The following is a 17,906-nucleotide window of genomic DNA, read 5'->3' on the forward strand; positions in this document are numbered from 1 at the left end:
TGCGCTTGTAAATTGCGTCACTGCTGGTCGTTGTAGTGGAACTTGGGCATTTCCCAGTGGAAGCGTATCGCCAACAGGCGCACCAGGAAGCCGCCAAACAGAGTCAGCAACATCGCCTGCTCCGCCGGCACCTTGAAATACACGCATCCCAGATAGAACCAGGCCGCCGCAAATGACACGCTGGCATACAGCTCACGGCGGAACACCAGCGGGATGTCGTTGCAGAAGATATCCCGCAGGATCCCGCCAAACACCCCGGTGATCACCCCGCTGATCGACGCCACCAGCATGCCCTGCCCCATCTCCAACGCCGTCATGCAACCTATCAGGGTAAACGCCACGAGCCCCAGGGCATCAAGCACCAGGAACAGCGAGCGAAGGCGGCGCATCATTGGCGCAATGAAAATGGTCAGCAGCGCCGCAAAACTGGTCAGCACCAGGTACTCAGGGTGCTTCACCCAGGTCAGCGGGTAGTGCCCGAGCAGCACATCACGCACCGAGCCGCCCCCAAGCGCAGTGACGCAGGCGATCAGCACCACGCCAAACCAGTCCATGCCGCGACGCCCGGCAGATAGCGCGCCAGTCATGGCTTCGGCGGTAATGGCGATAAGGTAGAGCATCAACAACATGGTGCGGGTCCGTGCAGGAAAGGCGCGCAGTCTAACCAGTTGCCCAAGGCACCAAAAGGGGGCGCAGATACAATATCTGCGCCGTTTCGACTCACAGCTTGATGAAGTGCTCGCGATAGTGACGCAGTTCGGCGATCGATTCGCGGATATCGTCCAGCGCCAGGTGGGTATTGCCCTTCTTGAAGCTGTCACGCACGTCCGGCGCCCAGCGCGCGGCCAGCTCCTTGAGGGTGGAGACATCCAGGTTGCGGTAGTGGAAGTAGTTTTCCAGGTTGCGCATGTGGCGGTAGAGGAAACGACGATCCTGGCAGATGCTGTTGCCGCAGATCGGCGACTTGCCTTTAGGCACCCACTGCTCGAGGAAGGCGATGGTCTGTGCCTCGGCTTCGGCCATGCTGACCTTGCTCTCGCGCACGCGCTGGGTCAGCCCCGAAGCGCCATGGGTGCGGGTGTTCCACTCGTCCATGCGCGCCAGCACTTCGTCACTGTGGTGGATGGCGATCACCGGGCCTTCGGCCAAGGTATTGAGCTCGCTGTCGGTGACGATGGTGGCCATTTCGATGATGACGTCGCTGTCCGGATCCAGGCCGGTCATTTCCAGGTCGATCCAGATCAGGTTCTGTGGGTTTTGCATGCAGGGGCTCCTCATATAGGCGGTCATATTAGCCTAGTGGCCAAGGCACGCCCATTCACGGCACAAAGGTGAGCAGAATAGTCCAGCGGCTGGCGTGCTAAACTGCCTGCCGTTTTCAATGCCCCACGCCGGGCCTCTCTTACGGTACCTTCATGGCCAAACGCCAGCTCAATCGCCGCCAAAACTGGCGGATCGAAAAAATCCAGGGCGAGCGCGCCGCTCGCGCGGCCAAACGCGAGCAGCATGCACTGCAGGAACTGGAAGGTGGCGACCTGGGGCCGGAGCAACTGGGCCTGGTGATCGCGCACTTCGGCGTGCAGGTAGAAGTTGAAGCTCAGGATGGCGAAACCGCAGGCCAGGTGTTCCGCTGCCATTTGCGCGCAAACCTGCCAGCACTGGTCACCGGCGACCGTGTCGTGTGGCGTGCGGGTAACCAGGGCATCGGCGTAATCGTGGCGCAGATGCCGCGCAGCACCGAGCTGTGCCGGCCGAACAACCATGGTCAACTCAAGCCGGTGGCAGCCAACGTCGACCTGATCGTGATCGTGTTCGCCCCGGCGCCGGAGCCGCACCCGAACCTGATCGACCGCTATCTGGTAGCGGCCGAGCACGCCGGCCTGCGCCCGCTGCTACTGCTGAACAAAGCCGACCTGATCAACGACGAGAACGGCCCCGGCCTGCATGCGCTGCTGGAGGTCTACCGCGAACTGGGCTACCCGCTGCTGGAAGTTTCGGCACACCACGGCGACGGCATGCAGCGCCTGCAGCAACAACTCGACGGCCATATCAGCGTGTTCGTCGGCCAGTCGGGGGTGGGCAAGTCGTCGCTGGTCAACAGCCTGCTGCCAGACGCTGGCACCCGCGTCGGCGACTTGTCGGAATGGTCAGGCCAAGGTACCCACACCACCACCACGGCGCGGCTGTACCACTTCCCCAACGGCGGGGACCTGATCGACTCGCCGGGTATTCGCGAGTTCGGCCTTGGCCATGTCAGCCGCGACGACGTGGAGGATGGCTTCATCGAGTTCCGCGACCTGTTCGGCACCTGCCGCTTCCGCGACTGCAAGCATGACCGCGAACCGGGCTGCGCGCTGCTCAAGGCACTGGAAGAGGGGCGCATCAAGCCGCAGCGCATGAACAGCTACCGCTCGATCATCGCCAGCCTGGCAGAAGACAGCTACTGAAACGCTCGAAATGAAAGTTGCCGCGATCCCTTGTAGGAGCGGGTTTACCCGCGAATACGGTGGTGACTGCAACGGTGAACGGCGGGTGGAAATTGGCCAGCAGGTCCGGCCCTTTCGCGGGTGAACCCGCTCCTACGACGGCCTGCGCCCAATCACCGATGCGTATGTAGGAGCGGCTTTAGCCGCGAACACCGGCAACGCCGGTGCCATTCACCGCACTGGCGGCTTCGCGGGTAAACCCGCTCCTACAGTGATCGCGCCAACGTTCAGGTGGTGGGTAGCACAGTTGCCCACCCCAAAAAGCCGCTTACTGATCCTTGGCTTCATCCATCTTCAGCGTGCCATCTTCAAAGATGTTCAGCTTCTGGCGCAGCTCGCGCGGTTGCATCGGTGCCTGTTCAGTTGCCCCTGGGTCAGCCGGTGCCGAAGCCCCTGGCGCAGCACCACTGGCTGGCGCTGCAGGTGCCGTTGGCGCAGCTGGCGGTGTTTCCGGCGCCCCCTGCTCACCTTCGATATTGCGCTGGGCTTTCTTGGTCAGCACGATGATGTCGATACGGCGGTTGACCGGGTTGAACGGGTCCTTGCGGTCGAACAGTGACGACGAGGCGTACCCCACCACCCGTGCCACCTGGCCGTCCGGGTAGCCACCCGCCACCAGGGCACGCCGCGCGGCGTTGGCGCGGTTGGCCGACAGCTCCCAGTTACCGTATTCGCCAGTGCCAGCATACGGCTTGGCATCGGTATGGCCGCTGATGCTGATCTTGTTCGGCACCGCCTTGATGGTGTCGGCCATGGCCAGCAGGATATCTTCGAAGTAAGGCTGCAGGCGCGCGCTACCGATGTCGAACATCGGTCGGTTCTCAGCATCCATGATCTGGATGCGCAGGCCGTCCTGGGTGATCTCGAACAGGATCTGGTCCTTGAACTTCTGCAGCTGCGGGTTCTCTTCCACCTTGTTCTGCAGTTCCTGCAGCAACAGCTCCAGACGCTCGCGCTCGACCTGCTCGGCCATGGTCTCGACCTGGTCCTTGTTCAGCTGAGTGGGGGACTGCTGCGTCGGCTCGGTCTTCACTTCCGGATTGATGGTTTTGTCCGGCGCCATCTCCGGGGCCCCCCCCAGGTCGATGACATAAGGCGTGCCACTCTCGGAGAAACCAATAGGGTCCTGGAAGTAGCCGGCAATGGCGATCTTCTGCTCAGGCGTGGCCGTGGACAACAGCCACAGCACCAGGAAGAACGCCATCATCGCCGTGGCGAAGTCGGCAAAGGCGATTTTCCAGGCGCCACCATGGTGGCCGCCGCCAAAGCGCTTGACGCGCTTGACGATGATGGGCTGATTGTTCTCCATGACTCAGCGACCGCGAACCGCTTGTTCCAGTTCGGCGAAGCTTGGGCGGTGCTTGGGGTACAGCACCTTGCGCCCGAACTCGACCGCCAGCGAAGGTGGCATGCCCGACGCCGAGGCCACCAGCGAAGCCTTGATCGATTCGTAGAGGTTCAGCTCTTCCTTGGCATCGTGCTCCAGGCACTTGGCCAAAGGGCCGAAGAACCCGTAAGCCGCCAGAATACCGAAGAAGGTACCCACCAGCGCCGCACCTACGTGCATGCCGATGGCCGCCTGATCGCCATCGCCCAGCGAGGCCATGGTCACCACGATACCCAGTACCGCCGCAACGATACCGAACCCCGGCATACCGTCGGCGATGCCGGTCACCGCGTGGGACGGGTGCTCCAGCTCTTCCTTCATGCTCAGCAATTCCATGTCGAACAGGCCCTCGAGCTCGTGCGGGGCCATGTTGCCGGTGGACATGATGCGCAGGTAATCGCAGACGAACGCGGTCATGCGCTCATCGGCCAGTACCGTCGGGTACTTGGCGAAGATCGGGCTGGCTGCGGCGTCCTCGATGTCGGCCTCGATGGCCATCATGCCTTCGCGACGGCTTTTGTTGAGGATTTCGTAAACGAGGCCCAGCACCTCCAGGTAGAAGGCATGGCTGAAGCGCGAGCCGAACATCTTCATCGACTTCTTGATGACGTGCATGGTCATGTGGCCAGGGTTGGCCTGCAGGAATGCACCAAAGGCCGCACCGCCGATGATCAGTACTTCGAACGGCTGGATCAGCGCTGCGATCTTGCCGTGGGAGAGCACGTAGCCGCCGAGCACGCTCGCGAATACGACGATGATGCCGATAATTTTAGCCATAGGTTCAAAGCACTTGCTGTCGTGGTCAGGGGAAGAGACGGGAGCTTTAAAACTCTTCTTCTACTTATCGGCAGAACTGCGCCAGACTATAGCCACTCAATGCGAAAAGCCAGTTCGGACTGATGTCAAAATGCCAATTGAAACCAAGGTGCCCACTCAGGCCCCGCGTACGCTAGAGGCCTGGGTAAAGCTGCTCGAGAGTGTTCGCATCCCCGTGCCGAAGCACAGCTACGACCGGGTCATGGCTGCCATCCACGATAGCCGTCGCTCGCTGCGCGATATCGCCGAACTGATGCAGGATAGCCCGGCACTGGTGCTGTCAGTGATGCGCGAAGCCAATCACCCCACCAATGCCAGCCTTGCCGAACCCGCCGAAAGCCTGGAGGTCGCTCTCAACCGCCTGGGCCTGGAGCGCAGCGAGCAGCTTCTCAAACGCCTGCCGGCGCTGCCCGTGGAGGAAATTCCGCCGGTATTGTGCCAGTTCCAGATGATCAGCCAGCATGCGGCACAGCAGGCCAGCGGCCTGTTCGCCAGCCGCCTGGCACGGCTGTGGCAAGAGATTCACTGGGGCAGCCTGCTGTTCCTGTCGCCACTCTGGCCACTGGCACTGGCCTACCCCAAGCTGCTTGACACTTGGGAACTGCGGGTTATCCACAAAGGTGAAGACGCCGCCCACGTCGAGGAAGAACTGTTTGGCGTGCGCATCATGGCGCTGTGCCAGACCATGGCCGAGTATTGGCGCCTGCCCCAGTGGGTCACCCAGGGTTATCGCCTGCTACTGGAAGAGCGCGAACAACTGGCCCAGGTGCTGAATATCGCCCGCGACGAAGACCTGCTCAGCCAGCAACACCGCCTGGACGCCGAGCCCGGCCTGCGGCGCTGGTTCAACCAGCCGGCCAATACCGTACTGCTGGCCAACAACCTGGCCCTGGCGGCACAGGTCGGCTGGGACAACCCGCACCTGCTGCGCTGGCAACTGCTGACCGCGCTGTACCTGCAAACCTCGCTGGAAGATGTGCAGCAGCAGGTGCACCAGCAGGCTGCCGCCAGCGCCCGCCGCCACGCCCGGCATGCCCTGTTCCACCCGGCCGAGGCCTTGATCTGGCCGTGGCACCAACGCCGGCCGCACCCGGACATGCTGGCTCCACCACCGCCCAGCAGCGACGACCTGGCACGCTGGCGCACGCTGTGCCAGCACCTGCTGGCCCAACCCAGCCCGTTCACCAACACCGTGCACCTGGCCACGCAGGCCCGTGAGGCCCTGCTGGCCTGCGGCATGCAACGCATCATGCTGCTTAGCCTGGACAAGGCCAGTGACTACCTGCGCGTGCAGCAAATTGCCGGCCTGCCCAAGGAGGCCGGGGCTCTGGCCCTGCAGGTATCGCAGAACAAGCTGCTGCAAAAGCTGCTGAGTCAGGCCGGGCAGCTGCGCATCACACCGGAAAACCACAGCCAGTTCTCGGCGCTGTTGCCCGCCCCGCTGCGCACCTTGTTCCGCAGCGAACATGTACTGCTTCGCTCGCTGGCTGCGAACGACCAGGTGCTGATGCTGTTGGTGGCCGACCAGGGCTGCCGGCCTTTGGCCGATATCAGCGTGCAAGCCTTCGGCAAGACCGCGCAATGCATCGAGCGGGCCTTGTCGGTGTTTACCAACCGCAAGGGTTGAGCCTTGCGCTACAATCGCCCCTCTTTCCACACTGGAGACCGTGGATGACCGACTTTTCCGGCCTGCCCCTGGTGATCGAAGCTGCAGACCTGCTGCCACGCCTGGATTCGCCGCAGCTGATCCTGGTCGACCTGAGCAGCGCCAACCGCTATGTCAGCGGGCATATCCCCGGCGCGCGCTTTGTCGAAGGCAAGCGCACCCAGCTCGGCCAGCCCCCGGCGCCCGGCCTGCTGCCAGCCCTGGGCGAGCTCGAAAAACTGTTCAGCGAACTCGGCCACCGCGCCGATGCCGTGTATGTGGTGTACGACGATGAAGGCGGCGGCTGGGCCGGGCGCTTCATCTGGCTGCTCGATGTCATCGGCCACGAGCGCTACCACTACCTCAATGGCGGTATCCAGGCCTGGCCGGCAGACAAGCTGTCCACCGCAGTGCCTGCCATTGGCAGCGCCCCGGTGCACCTGCACATAGACAGCGCACCCACTGCCACCCGCGAGTACCTGCAAAGCCGCCTGGGCGCCGATGACCTGGTCATCTGGGACGCGCGCGGCCCGCAGGAATTCAGCGGCGAAAAAGTGCTGGCAGCCAAAGGCGGCCACATCCCCGGCGCAATCAACTTCGAGTGGACCGCCGGCATGGACCTCAACGACCACCTGCGCATTCGCCAGGACATCAAACAAGTCCTCGAGCAACTGGGCATCACCCCTGACAAGGAGGTGATCACCCACTGCCAGACCCACCGCCGCTCCGGTTTCACTTACCTGGTGGCCAAGGCCCTCGGCTACCCACGCGTCAAGGCCTACGCCGGCTCGTGGAGCGAATGGGGCAACCACCCGGACACGCCTGTAGAAGTCTAAGGAACCTGCATGAAATCCCGTCTGTTCATCATCAGCCAGTACCTGCTGCCGCACCACCTGCTGTCGCGGCTGGCCGGCTGCATCGCCGAGTGCCGCGTGCGCTGGTTCAAGAACGCCTTCACCGCATGGTTCGCCAAGCGCTACCAGGTGAACATGAGCGAGGCGCTGGTCGAAGACCTGAGCGCTTACGAGCACTTCAATGCGTTCTTCACCCGCGCCCTGAAACCTGGCGCCCGTCCGCTGGACGAAACCCCGGGCGCCATCCTGTGCCCGGCCGACGGTGCGGTCAGCCAGCTTGGCCCGATCGAGCACGGTCGTATCTTCCAGGCCAAAGGCCACGGTTTCAGCGCGCAAGAGCTGCTGGGCGGTGATCCGGCCATGGCCGCGCCGTTCATGGGCGGCGAGTTTGCCACCATCTACCTGTCGCCCAAGGACTACCACCGCGTGCACATGCCGCTGGCCGGCACCCTGCGCGAAATGGTCTATGTGCCGGGCCGCCTGTTCTCGGTCAACCAGACCACCGCAGAGAATGTCCCCGAGCTGTTCGCTCGCAACGAGCGTGTGGTCTGCCTGTTCGATACAGAGCGTGGGCCAATGGCTGTGGTGCTGGTCGGCGCGATGATCGTCGCTTCGATCGAAACGGTATGGGCCGGGCTGGTCACACCGCCCAAACGTGAGCTGAAGACCTTCCGCTACGACGAAGCCAGCCGCACGCCGATCCACCTGGAGAAAGGAGCCGAACTAGGCCGCTTCAAGCTGGGTTCGACCGCCATCGTGCTGTTCGGGCCGGAGCAGGTGAAGTGGGCTGAGAGCCTGGGTGCGGGTTCTGCAGTGCGCATGGGCCAGCAGCTGGCGGCGCCTGCGCAGGCTTGATTCGAGCCATATGAAAAAGGCCCTGCATAGGCAGGGCCTTTTTCGTTGGGCCGCCATGCGGCCCCGGATTCACGGATCAGCCGCGGGCGTCGCGATCACGCAGGCCCAGCAGATACAGCACCCCGTCCAGCCCCAAGGTGGAAATCGCCTGCTTGGCCGACTGGCGCACCAGCGGCTTGGCACGAAACGCCACGCCCAAACCGGCCAGCGACAGCATCGGCAGGTCATTGGCACCATCGCCCACGGCGATGGTCTGCTCCAGTTGCAAGCCTTCGTCACTGGTCAGCTTCTTCAACAAATCGGCCTTGCGCTGGGCATCGACAATCGGCTCAACAGCCACGCCCGTCACCTTGCCATCGACCACTTCAAGTTCGTTGGCGAACACATAGTCAATACCCAGGCGCGCCTGCACCTGACGAGCGAAATAGGTAAAGCCACCGGACAGAATCGCGGTCTTGTATCCCAGGCGCTTGAGCTCGGCAAACAGGTTCTCGGCACCCTCGGTCAGGCGCAGCGATGCCCCGATCTCGTCCAGTACCCCCACATCCAGGCCCTTGAGCAGCGCCATGCGCTCTTTGAAGCTGGCGCGGAAGTCCAGTTCACCGCGCATGGCGCGCTCGGTGATCGCCGCCACCTGCTCACCCACACCCGCCGCCTTGGCCAGTTCGTCGATGACTTCGGCCTCGATCAGCGTGGAGTCCATGTCGAACACCGCCAGGCGGCGGTTACGGCGGAACAGATCGTCCTTCTGGAAGGCGATGTCGACGCTCAGCTCTTCAGCCAGGGCAAAGAAGTCGGCACGCAGGGCCTGGGCATCGCTCGGCACACCGCGCACGGAGATCTCGACGGCTGCCTTACCCTTGTCGGTTTCGGCATCCAGTGCCACCCGGGCCGACAGGCGCTCGATACGCTCGATGGTCAGGCCGTACTGGCTGATCACCGCACTCACCCGCTGCAGTTGCTCGGGAGTAATCTTACGGCTGAGCAGGGTAACGATGTGGCGCGCTTCGCCATGCCCATCAGCCCAATGCTGGTAGTCCGCCTCGGAAATCGGCGTGTAACGGGCCTGCAGGTTCAGTTCGTGGGCTTTAGCCTGCACGCTTTGCAACAGCGCGGTAGCCACTTCGTTGTCCGGGATGTCGACCAGGATGCCAAACGACAAGGTGCCGTGCATGACCGCCAGGCCGATGTCGAGGATACTCACACCGCCCTGTAGCAGGACGCCGGTGATAGCCGCAGTGAGACCGGGACGGTCCTCACCGGTGATGTTGATCAGGACGATTTCGCGCACAACCTGGCTCCGACTTCGATGAAAAATGCGCATTCTACCGATTTTCCATGACCATCGGGCGCCAACGATACTTTGCCGACAAAACCCGGCTCGCTATACTCCCCCCACTTTCATGCCATTAAGAGCCGAGCTCTGTGAACCGGCCCACGCCAGTCAAACCAGACAATTTCTTCCTGATGATCTATCGCGCCCTGAGTCAACGTCGCGTGCCGCTGGCACTGCGCATCGCCTGCACCAACATTTTCCTGGTGGCGCTGGCGCTGGTGATCTACGCCTGCGTGATGGGCCTGCAGTTCAAGCAGGCCATGCATGAGCAGGCCGATGCCTTGGGCCAGAGCCTGACCACCCAGACGGCCACATCGGCCACCGAGCTGCTGGTGTCCAATGACATCCTCAGCCTCAACGTGCTATTGGGCAACCTGGTTAAAAACCCGCTGGTGGCCCATGCCGCAATCTACAGCGTGGATAACCGCATCCTCGCCGAAGCGGGCCAGCGCCCGCGCAACAGCCTGCTGGGCGAGGCCGAAGGCCTGTACCAGACCAAAATCACGTTCCAGGACGTGACGGCCGGGCAGCTGCGCATCAGCCTGGACATGAGCCAGTTCCAGCAACCGATGCTGATCAGCCTGCAGAGCATGGGCATTCTGGCCGCTATCCTGCTGGCCCTGGCCTTGGCCCTCAGCTTGCGTCAGGGCCGCTTCATCACCCTGCCACTGCTGCAACTGCGGGTATGGCTGCGCGACCCGCAGCCCTATACCCCGGCCACCGACCGCCAGGACGAAATTGGCGACATCGCCCGCCAGCTGCATGCACGCCTGGCCCCGCCTCCGCCCCCGGAGCCGGAGCCTGAGGAAGAAGACGACGAGCAGTTCGACGACCTGCCCGCCGCTGCCCCGGCACCCAAGGCCGTACCGCGCGCCAAGGCTGCCCTGGAAGACGAGGATGACGACGAGGCCTTCGCCGGCCTGCTGGACGACGACACTGCACCCAAGGCCGCCGCAGAGGTCGAGTCCGACGAGCCGCAGTACAGCGCCGTACTTGCCGTGCAGCTGGGCTCGCAGGAGCAACTGCGTCGCCTGCCACGCACACGCCTGGCCGAGCTGACCGAGCGCTACCGCGATTGCCTGGAGCACGCAGCCTCGCTCTACGACGGTGAAACCCACACGCTGAACGACGGCAGCACCTTGGTGCTGTTCCACAGCCGCGAGTGTGGCGAGGACTACCTGACCAACGCCATTTGCTGTGGCGAACTGTTGCGCGCCCTGGGCCACGCCCTGCAGATCGAGGTAGCCGACAGCGGCATTACCCTGCAACTGCAGCTAGGCCTGGTCTTGGGCAACGACCTGCATGGGCTGGAACTGGTTGACCTGTTGATGGCCGAGAAGGTCCAGGATGCCCTGGCACTGTCGCAGCACAGCCGTAACCTGTTGCTGGTAGAGCGGCAGATCAACGATGACGCCCTCATTCGCCAGCGTGCGCGTATTCGCCCGATCGCCAGCCCCGAAGGCGCCTGCTGTGTGGAGCGACTGATGGAGCCCTACCCGTCAATGCTGGAACGGCAACTGGCACGCATGCATGAGCACCGCGCCTGACAGGCATACGCTGCATCTACAGCGCATGTCTTGAGCCAGGCTCGTTTCCTTGCGATCACGTGCCTGGCGCAAGATCCAGCCAATAGCGCCCCCGGTAGGAGCGGGTTTACCCGCGAATACGGTGGCGGCGGCAACGGTGAACGGCGGGTGGAAATTGGTCAGCAGGGCCGGCCTCTTCGCGGGTAAACCCGCTCCTACAGCGGCCAGTATCAACCCCCGATGTGTGTCCACCCCAATCAGATGTAGGAGCGGGTTTACCCGCGAATACGGTAGCGGCGGCAACGGTGAACGGCGGATGAAAATTGGCCAGCAGGGCCTGCCTCTTCGCGGGTAAACCCACTCCTACGAAGACCGGCAGATACAAAAAAGCCCGCAGCGAATGCGGGCTTTGTCGTATCTGGCCGTTTGATCAGAACCGATAAACTTCCATATCGGTGCGAATCGGCGAGGCCATCGGGATTTTGGGTTTCTCCGGCCCCTTCTTCACCTGCGTCGGTGCAGCGGGCTTTTTCGGTGCTTCTTCGGCAATCGCCGGCTGGTTGGCCAGCGGCTTCACCGCCGTGCTCAGCTGTTCCGCCAGCTTCTGCAGCAGTTGGCCCTGAGCCTGCACCTGCGACGACTCACTGCCCTCGTGCTGCTGCTCGAGGTGAATGATACGGTTGTCACGCACACGGCCACGGCGGTCAAGCAGACGCCACTGGGCATCCAGGATGGCCGGCTGGTTCTTGCCCGAGTCCAGGCGTGTAATCGACAACAGCACTTGCACGTCCGGGCTGAAGCCTGCGGTCGCCGGGGCCAGTACTACGCGTTGGCTGTCCAGGCGCCAGGCCAGTTGACGCACCAGCAGCTGGTCGATATCCGATGAAAGGCTGCCAGCCCAACGACCGTCGGTCGCCGCGCTCAGGCTGCCATCAGGTTGACGCTGCAGAAACGTCTCACGCTGAAGGTAATCGGCCACCGATACCGGGCCGAGTACCACGGCCATGCCCGCACTCTGCGACGGCTGGCCAGGATCACCACTGTCGAGCTGATACAGGGCAACCGGCTGATGCATGGTGCACCCGCCAAGGCCCAGCAGGCCAGTCATCAACAGCGCAAATGGAAGGCGCAGAAATTTCATCATCCCATCCAGGCGGCTGCCACAAGGCACACCGCAGTGATACATGTAGATTCAAACGGGCACACGGCCACGCCGGCACCGCAAGGGGCATATCATCCGCGAAATAACCGTCCGACTCCAGCATTTCTGCCCGAAACGGCGTTGAAATTGCCGTTCCAGACATTACAACCGGTTATGTCGGCACTTCCACCTGCAACCCATCGACGCGCTGGAACCCGCGTGGCAGCTTGCTGCCGCGCCGACCGCGCTCGCCCTTGTAGTGCTCCAGGTCGTCCGCCTTCAAAGACAGGGTACGCTTGCCGGCTTGCAATACAAGGGTCGCGCCTTCGGGAATCACCGCCAGATCGGTAACAAATTCTTCACGGCTGGCCACCCGGTCACCCGGCACGCCAATGATCTTGTTGCCCTTGCCTTTACCCAGCTGCGGCAAGTCGCTGACCTTGAACACCAGCAAGCGGCCTTCGGTGGTCACGGCCGCCAACCAGTCCTGCTCGCGATCAGCCACTGGACGCGGGGTCATGACCTTGGCCCCGTTGGGCAAGCTGAGCAAGCCCTTGCCGGCCTTGTTCTTGGCCTGCAGGTCTTCACCCTTGACCACGAAGCCGTAACCGGCATCCGAAGCCACCACGTACAGCGCATCGTCGTCAGGCAACAACACACATTCGAAAGTCGCCCCCGGTGGCGGCGTCAGACGGCCAGTCAGCGGCTCGCCCTGGCCACGTGCCGATGGCAGGCTGTGGGCCGCCAGCGAGTAGCTGCGGCCGGTGGAATCGATAAGCACGGCAAACTGGTTGGAGCGCCCGGCCGCGGCGGCCTTGAATCCGTCGCCGGCCTTGTAGGAAAGGCCAGTGGCGTCAATATCGTGGCCCTTGGCGCAGCGCACCCAGCCCTTCTCCGACAGCACCACAGTGACGGGCTCGGTCGGCATCAGCTCGTTTTCCGACAGGGCCTTGGCTTCGGCACGCGCTACGATCGGCGAGCGACGATCATCGCCATAGGTTTCGGCATCCTTGATCAGCTCGCTGCGCACCAGCTTGCGCAGTTTGGCCTCGCTCCCCAGCAAGGCCTGCAGCTTGGCTTGCTCCTTCAGCAACTCATCCTGCTCACCGCGGATCTTCATCTCTTCCAGGCGCGCCAACTGCCGCAGGCGGGTCTCGAGGATGTAGTCAGCCTGGATCTCGGTCAGCTCGAAACGTTCGATCAGGGCCTGCTTGGGGTATTCCTCAGTACGGATGATGTGGATCACTTCATCCAGGTTGAGGAATGCGGTGAGCAAACCGTCCAACAGGTGCAGGCGCTTCTCGACCTTATCCAGACGGTGCTGCAGGCGGCGACGAACGGTATTGGTGCGGAACTCCAGCCACTCCACCAAGATGGTTCGCAGGTTTTTCAACTGCGGCCGGCCGTCCAGGCCGATGATATTCACGTTGACCCGATAGGTGCTTTCCAGGTCGGTGGTAGCGAACAGGTGCTGCATCAGCTCGTCGACATCGACGCGGTTGGATCGCGGGATGATGACAATACGGCATGGGTTCTCGTGGTCCGACTCGTCGCGCAGGTCGGCGACCATCGGCAGCTTCTTGGCCTGCATCTGCGCGGCAATCTGCTCCAGCACTTTGGCCCCGGAGACCTGGTGCGGCAGCGCAGTGACGACGATATCGCCATCCTCGACGCGGTACACGGCACGCATGCGGATCGAGCCGCGGCCGCTTTCGTACATCTTGAGAATTTCAGCCCGCGGCGTGACGATCTCCGCCTCGGTCGGATAATCCGGCCCCTGGATGTGCTCGCACAACTGCTCGATGGTTGCCTTGGGCTCATCGAGCAGTCGCACACAGGCACTGGCCACCTCTCGCAGGTTGTGCGGCGGCACGTCGGTGGCCATGCCCACGGCGATACCGGTGGTACCGTTGAGCAGGATGTTGGGCAGGCGCGCAGGCAGCACGGCCGGCTCCTGCAACGTGCCGTCGAAGTTCGGCACCCAGTCCACGGTGCCCTGGCCGACTTCGCTGAGCAGCACTTCAGCGTAGCGTGACAGCCGCGCCTCGGTGTAGCGCATGGCGGCGAACGACTTCGGATCATCCGGCGCACCCCAGTTGCCCTGGCCATCGACCAAGGTGTAGCGGTAGCTGAACGGCTGCGCCATCAGCACCATGGCCTCGTAGCAGGCCGAATCGCCATGGGGATGGAACTTGCCAAGCACGTCACCGACGGTACGTGCCGACTTCTTGTGCTTGGCATCGGCATCGAGCCCCAACTCGCTCATGGCGTAGACGATGCGGCGCTGCACCGGCTTCAGGCCGTCGCCGATATGCGGCAAGGCACGGTCCATGATCACGTACATGGAGTAGTTGAGGTAGGCCTGTTCGGTGAAGTCAGCCAGCGAGCGGCGTTCTACGCCGTCCAGGCTGAGTTCCAGTGAGTCGCTCATGCGGGCCTCGTCATTTCAGGTTCTGGCGCAGCAGCATGGTGCCACCGCGCTGGGTAAATTCAAGTTGTTGCAGGGCACTCATACCCAGCAGTACGGTGGACCCATCCAGGCCCGGCACCACGATGGCGCGTACGTTCTGCAGGCGGATATCGCCCAGTTGCAGGCTGGTCAGGCGCGTGCGGTAACCTTCAGTACGGCCATTGGCGGTGCTCAGTAGCACCGGGCTACCGCGCTCCAGGCTCAGTTCATGAGCCAACGCCTCCGGGATCGCCACATCGGTGGCGCCGGTGTCGAGCATGAAATGCACCACCTGGCCGTTGATGGCACCATCCACCACGAAGTGGCCCTGGCCATTACTCAGCAGGCGCACTTCGATAAAGCCTTGACCATGTTCGGATTGCACCTGGCTGTTGGGATTACGCTGGCTGTCTTCCCACTGGCCGAAAAAACGCGTGGCAAGAAACAGCGCCGCCGCCCAAGCGACGATCATCAGCAACTTGCCCGCGCGCTTGCCCGGCGCCTGGCTCATGGTTTGGCGCTCCAGCCGCCTTCCGGTGCGTCGAAGCGCCAGACAACTGGGCGGGTTTCACCGTCGGCACGGGCGCCGTTGTTATTGTCCAGGCCAATCCAGGCGCCCTTGGCATCGATCACCAGTGCTTCGGCCAGGCCAAACGGCTGCGCGTAGCGCCGTGACTCGACCAGCGCATCAGCAGCGAACGACCAGCAACGCTCGACCTTGCCACTGTCGACATCACGTCGGCACACCCGGTAGGCGTTGCGTTCGAGGGTAAACAGCTTGCCCTCGAACCAGGCCAGGTCAGCGAAGTCGCGCGACAGGGCCCTGGCATTGGGCATCTGCGCGGGTTGCATTTCGACCCCCGCCTCGCTCAGCAGCACGCAACCACGCCCGCAGGTCCAGACCGACTGCTGGCGCTCGATGGCCACCAGGCCACGGCGCTCACGCTCGGCAGCCAGCCACAGGCGGTCACCCGCCGGGTTGATCGCCAGGCCTTCGAACAGGGCATTGAAGTTCAGCAGCATGCCGCTTGCCCGGGCCTGGCGCACCATGGCCGAGTCGATCCTCAACCAGTCCGGCTCGCCTTCCAGCGGCAATTGCAGCACCGCGGCATGCGCCTCGCTGACCAGATAGAGGTTACCCGCCTGATCACAGGTGATACCTTCGAAATCCAGCTCGCCACCGCGAATGTACGATGCCGCCCAATTGCGCGACTTCAACCCCCATGGCAGGCCGCTTTCCGGGACAGCCGGCGGGGTGAAGGTCAGCGGCTGCGCGCGCCAGGTGGGGTTCTGCTGATCGAAGCGGTAGATACGGTCGTCGTCACGGTCGGACACGCCCCACAACCCGCCCCGGCATTCCACCAGCCCCGACAGGTTGCCACCGCGCATACCGTCAATCGGGTGCTCGGCTGTCATCTTCAGCTCTGGCCAGTTGCCCGCCAGGGTAGGCAGGGCAACCAGCGCCAGGCAAACGGCAAGTACTTGCCGAATCAAACCATGACCTCGGCCAGGTTGCCCTTGGTTTCCAGCCAACTCTTGCGGTCACCGGCGCGCTTCTTGGCCAGCAGCTTGTCCATCAGCTCGCAGGTGGCTTCTACGTCGTCCAGGGTCAGCTGCACCAGGCGCCGGGTGTTCGGGTCCATGGTGGTTTCGCGCAACTGCGGCGGGTTCATCTCGCCCAGGCCCTTGAAGCGTGTTACCTGCGGCTTGCCGCGCTTCTTCTCGGCCACCAGGCGGTCGAGGATGCCGTCACGCTCGGCTTCGTCGAGGGCGTAGTAGATTTCCTTGCCCAGGTCGATGCGGTACAGGGGCGGCATGGCCACGTAAACGTGCCCAGCTTCGACCAGTGCCCGGAAGTGCTGAACAAACAGCGCACACAGCAATGTGGCGATGTGCAGACCATCGGAGTCAGCGTCGGCGAGGATGCAAATCTTGCCATAGCGCAGCTGCGCAAGGTCGGTTGCCCCCGGATCGACGCCAATGGCCACGGCAATGTTGTGCACTTCCTGGCTGGCCAGGACTTCGCCACCATCTACTTCCCAGGTGTTGAGGATCTTGCCGCGCAGCGGCAGGATGGCCTGGAATTCCTTGTCCCGCGCCTGCTTGGCCGAACCACCGGCCGAGTCACCCTCGACCAGGAACAACTCGGCACGCATCGGGTCCTGGCCCGCACAGTCGGCCAGCTTGCCGGGCAATGCCGGGCCCTGTGTGATGCGCTTGCGCTCGACCTTCTTGCTGGCCTTGAGGCGGCGACCGGCGTTGCTGATGGCCAGTTCTGCCAGTTGCATGCCCAGCTCGGGGTGGGCGTTGAGCCACAGGCTGAAAGCATCCTTGACCACACCGGAGACGAACGCGGCGGCCTCGCGTGATGACAGGCGCTCTTTGGTCTGCCCGGAAAACTGCGGGTCCTGCATCTTCATCGACAGTACGAAGGTGATGCGCTCCCAAACGTCTTCCGGCGCCAGCTTCACCCCGCGCGGGAGCAAGTTGCGGAACTCGCAGAACTCACGCATGGCATCCAGCAAGCCTTGGCGCAGGCCGTTGACGTGGGTGCCGCCCTGGGCGGTGGGGATCAGGTTGACGTAGCTTTCCTGAATGCTGTCGCCGCCTTCGGGCAGCCACAGCAAAGCCCAGTCAACCGCTTCCTTGTTACCCGCCAGGCTGCCACAGAACGGCTCGTCGGGCAGGCGCTGGAATTCGTTGACCGAGTCGACCAGGTAGGAGCGCAGGCCATCCTCGTAGTGCCATTCCACCTTTTCGCCGCTGGCCTTGTCCTCGAAGCTGACCAGCAGCCCCGGGCACAATACCGCCTTGGCCTTGAGCACGTGCTTGAGGCGGCTGATGGAAAACTTGGGCGAGTCGAAGTACTTCGGGTCTGGGCTGAAGTACACGCTGGTGCCGGTGTTGCGCTTGCCGACCGAGCCGACCACTTCCAGCTCGCTGGCCTTGAAGCCATCGGCAAAGGTCATCTGGTATTCATTGCCGTCACGCTTGACGCGCACACGCACCTGCGTCGACAGGGCGTTGACCACCGAGATGCCCACCCCGTGCAGGCCACCGGAAAACTGATAGTTCTTGTTGGAGAACTTGCCGCCGGCGTGCAGCTTGGTGAGGATCAGCTCGACCCCGGACACGCCCTCTTCCGGATGGATGTCCACCGGCATGCCGCGGCCGTCGTCGCTGACTTCCAGCGAGTGGTCGGCATGCAGGATGACCTGCACCGAACGCGCGTGGCCGGCCAGTGCTTCGTCGACACTGTTGTCGATGACTTCCTGGGCCAGGTGGTTGGGGCGGCTGGTATCGGTGTACATGCCCGGCCGCTTGCGGACCGGATCAAGGCCCGAGAGGACTTCGATGGCGTCTGCGTTATAGGCGCTAGCGCTGGGATTGGCCATAGGGTCTCGTCGTCAG

The 17,906-nt window shown here is 63.2% G+C and carries 15 protein-coding genes; 5 read left to right on the forward strand and 10 right to left on the reverse strand.

Annotation, left to right across the window (positions count from 1 at the left end):
- Positions 1-17 precede the first annotated feature (17 nt).
- A complete protein-coding gene (locus REH59_RS26145) occupies positions 18-629 on the reverse strand; it encodes a trimeric intracellular cation channel family protein (protein ID WP_003249516.1) in 612 nt (203 codons plus the stop codon).
- Positions 630-720: 91 nt separating this feature from the next.
- Positions 721-1,263, reverse strand: coding sequence for an oligoribonuclease (orn, locus tag REH59_RS26150; protein WP_003249514.1), 543 nt, complete (start codon positions 1,261-1,263; stop codon positions 721-723).
- Positions 1,264-1,415: 152 nt separating this feature from the next.
- Between orn and rsgA the strand changes: the two genes are divergently transcribed.
- On the forward strand, positions 1,416-2,447 hold the full coding sequence (rsgA, locus tag REH59_RS26155; RefSeq protein ID WP_003249512.1) for a small ribosomal subunit biogenesis GTPase RsgA: 1,032 nt from the start codon (positions 1,416-1,418) through the stop codon (positions 2,445-2,447).
- Between the two features lie 307 nt (positions 2,448-2,754).
- Here rsgA and motB read toward each other — a convergent pair whose 3' ends face one another.
- Together motB and motA are read right to left on the reverse strand one after the other, a co-directional pair.
- A complete protein-coding gene (gene motB, locus REH59_RS26160) occupies positions 2,755-3,795 on the reverse strand; it encodes a flagellar motor protein MotB (protein WP_014859344.1) in 1,041 nt (346 codons plus the stop codon).
- A gap of 3 nt (positions 3,796-3,798) precedes the next feature.
- Positions 3,799-4,650, reverse strand: a complete 852-nt coding sequence (gene motA, locus REH59_RS26165) for a flagellar motor stator protein MotA (RefSeq protein ID WP_003249507.1) — start codon at positions 4,648-4,650, stop codon at positions 3,799-3,801.
- Positions 4,651-4,780: 130 nt separating this feature from the next.
- Between motA and REH59_RS26170 the strand changes: the two genes are divergently transcribed.
- Genes REH59_RS26170 through asd form a run of 3 tightly spaced genes read left to right on the forward strand, consistent with a single transcriptional unit; the run spans position 4,781 to position 8,043 of the window.
- Complete coding sequence (locus REH59_RS26170; RefSeq protein ID WP_003249505.1) at positions 4,781-6,316, forward strand: HDOD domain-containing protein; 1,536 nt, start codon at positions 4,781-4,783, stop codon at positions 6,314-6,316.
- 44 nt (positions 6,317-6,360) lie between these two features.
- Positions 6,361-7,170: a rhodanese-like domain-containing protein gene (locus tag REH59_RS26175; RefSeq protein ID WP_014859346.1), complete on the forward strand. Its 810-nt coding sequence runs from the start codon at positions 6,361-6,363 to the stop codon at positions 7,168-7,170.
- A gap of 9 nt (positions 7,171-7,179) precedes the next feature.
- Complete coding sequence (gene asd, locus REH59_RS26180) at positions 7,180-8,043, forward strand: archaetidylserine decarboxylase (protein ID WP_010955490.1); 864 nt, start codon at positions 7,180-7,182, stop codon at positions 8,041-8,043.
- A 76-nt stretch (positions 8,044-8,119) separates the two neighbouring features.
- Here the strand turns inward: asd and serB are convergent, their stop codons facing one another.
- Positions 8,120-9,334, reverse strand: coding sequence for a phosphoserine phosphatase SerB (gene serB, locus REH59_RS26185; protein WP_047604702.1), 1,215 nt, complete (start codon positions 9,332-9,334; stop codon positions 8,120-8,122).
- Between the two features lie 134 nt (positions 9,335-9,468).
- Between serB and REH59_RS26190 the strand changes: the two genes are divergently transcribed.
- Positions 9,469-10,926, forward strand: coding sequence for an AhpA/YtjB family protein (locus REH59_RS26190; protein WP_004576414.1), 1,458 nt, complete (start codon positions 9,469-9,471; stop codon positions 10,924-10,926).
- A gap of 409 nt (positions 10,927-11,335) precedes the next feature.
- Here REH59_RS26190 and REH59_RS26195 read toward each other — a convergent pair whose 3' ends face one another.
- The 5 genes from REH59_RS26195 to parE form a co-directional block, all read right to left on the reverse strand.
- Entirely contained in the window at positions 11,336-12,046 is a 711-nt protein-coding gene (locus REH59_RS26195; protein ID WP_003249494.1) for a PqiC family protein, read from the reverse strand.
- A gap of 172 nt (positions 12,047-12,218) precedes the next feature.
- Positions 12,219-14,477, reverse strand: coding sequence for a DNA topoisomerase IV subunit A (gene parC / locus REH59_RS26200; protein ID WP_014859646.1), 2,259 nt, complete (start codon positions 14,475-14,477; stop codon positions 12,219-12,221).
- 10 nt (positions 14,478-14,487) lie between these two features.
- Positions 14,488-15,006 carry a retropepsin-like aspartic protease family protein gene (locus tag REH59_RS26205; protein ID WP_004577399.1) on the reverse strand — a complete coding sequence of 173 codons (519 nt, stop codon included), beginning with the start codon at positions 15,004-15,006 and terminating at the stop codon, positions 14,488-14,490.
- The gene (locus REH59_RS26210) at positions 15,003-15,989 is read right to left on the reverse strand and encodes an esterase-like activity of phytase family protein (RefSeq protein ID WP_014859645.1); all 987 of its coding nucleotides are present in this window, start codon (positions 15,987-15,989) and stop codon (positions 15,003-15,005) included. Before REH59_RS26210 ends, REH59_RS26205 begins: the two co-directional genes overlap by 4 nt.
- Positions 15,986-17,890 carry a DNA topoisomerase IV subunit B gene (gene parE / locus REH59_RS26215; protein WP_003249486.1) on the reverse strand — a complete coding sequence of 635 codons (1,905 nt, stop codon included), beginning with the start codon at positions 17,888-17,890 and terminating at the stop codon, positions 15,986-15,988. Before parE ends, REH59_RS26210 begins: the two co-directional genes overlap by 4 nt.
- Positions 17,891-17,906: the final 16 nt, after the last annotated feature.

Source organism: Pseudomonas sp. BO3-4 (assembly GCF_034044115.1).
GTDB classification, from domain to species: Bacteria; Pseudomonadota; Gammaproteobacteria; order Pseudomonadales; family Pseudomonadaceae; genus Aquipseudomonas; species Aquipseudomonas alloputida.

What these genes read in the sequence shown, in the direction of transcription:
- REH59_RS26145 (WP_003249516.1), bottom strand. Translation starts at nt 629, where the DNA reads ATGTTGTTGATGCTCTACCTTATCGCCATTACCGCCGAAGCCATGACT.
- orn (WP_003249514.1), bottom strand. Translation starts at nt 1,263, where the DNA reads ATGCAAAACCCACAGAACCTGATCTGGATCGACCTGGAAATGACCGGC.
- rsgA (WP_003249512.1), top strand. Translation starts at nt 1,416, where the DNA reads ATGGCCAAACGCCAGCTCAATCGCCGCCAAAACTGGCGGATCGAAAAA.
- motB (WP_014859344.1), bottom strand. Translation starts at nt 3,795, where the DNA reads ATGGAGAACAATCAGCCCATCATCGTCAAGCGCGTCAAGCGCTTTGGC.
- motA (WP_003249507.1), bottom strand. Translation starts at nt 4,650, where the DNA reads ATGGCTAAAATTATCGGCATCATCGTCGTATTCGCGAGCGTGCTCGGC.
- REH59_RS26170 (WP_003249505.1), top strand. Translation starts at nt 4,781, where the DNA reads ATGCCAATTGAAACCAAGGTGCCCACTCAGGCCCCGCGTACGCTAGAG.
- REH59_RS26175 (WP_014859346.1), top strand. Translation starts at nt 6,361, where the DNA reads ATGACCGACTTTTCCGGCCTGCCCCTGGTGATCGAAGCTGCAGACCTG.
- asd (WP_010955490.1), top strand. Translation starts at nt 7,180, where the DNA reads ATGAAATCCCGTCTGTTCATCATCAGCCAGTACCTGCTGCCGCACCAC.
- REH59_RS26195 (WP_003249494.1), bottom strand. Translation starts at nt 12,046, where the DNA reads ATGAAATTTCTGCGCCTTCCATTTGCGCTGTTGATGACTGGCCTGCTG.
- parC (WP_014859646.1), bottom strand. Translation starts at nt 14,477, where the DNA reads ATGAGCGACTCACTGGAACTCAGCCTGGACGGCGTAGAACGCCGCTCG.
- REH59_RS26205 (WP_004577399.1), bottom strand. Translation starts at nt 15,006, where the DNA reads ATGAGCCAGGCGCCGGGCAAGCGCGCGGGCAAGTTGCTGATGATCGTC.
- parE (WP_003249486.1), bottom strand. Translation starts at nt 17,890, where the DNA reads ATGGCCAATCCCAGCGCTAGCGCCTATAACGCAGACGCCATCGAAGTC.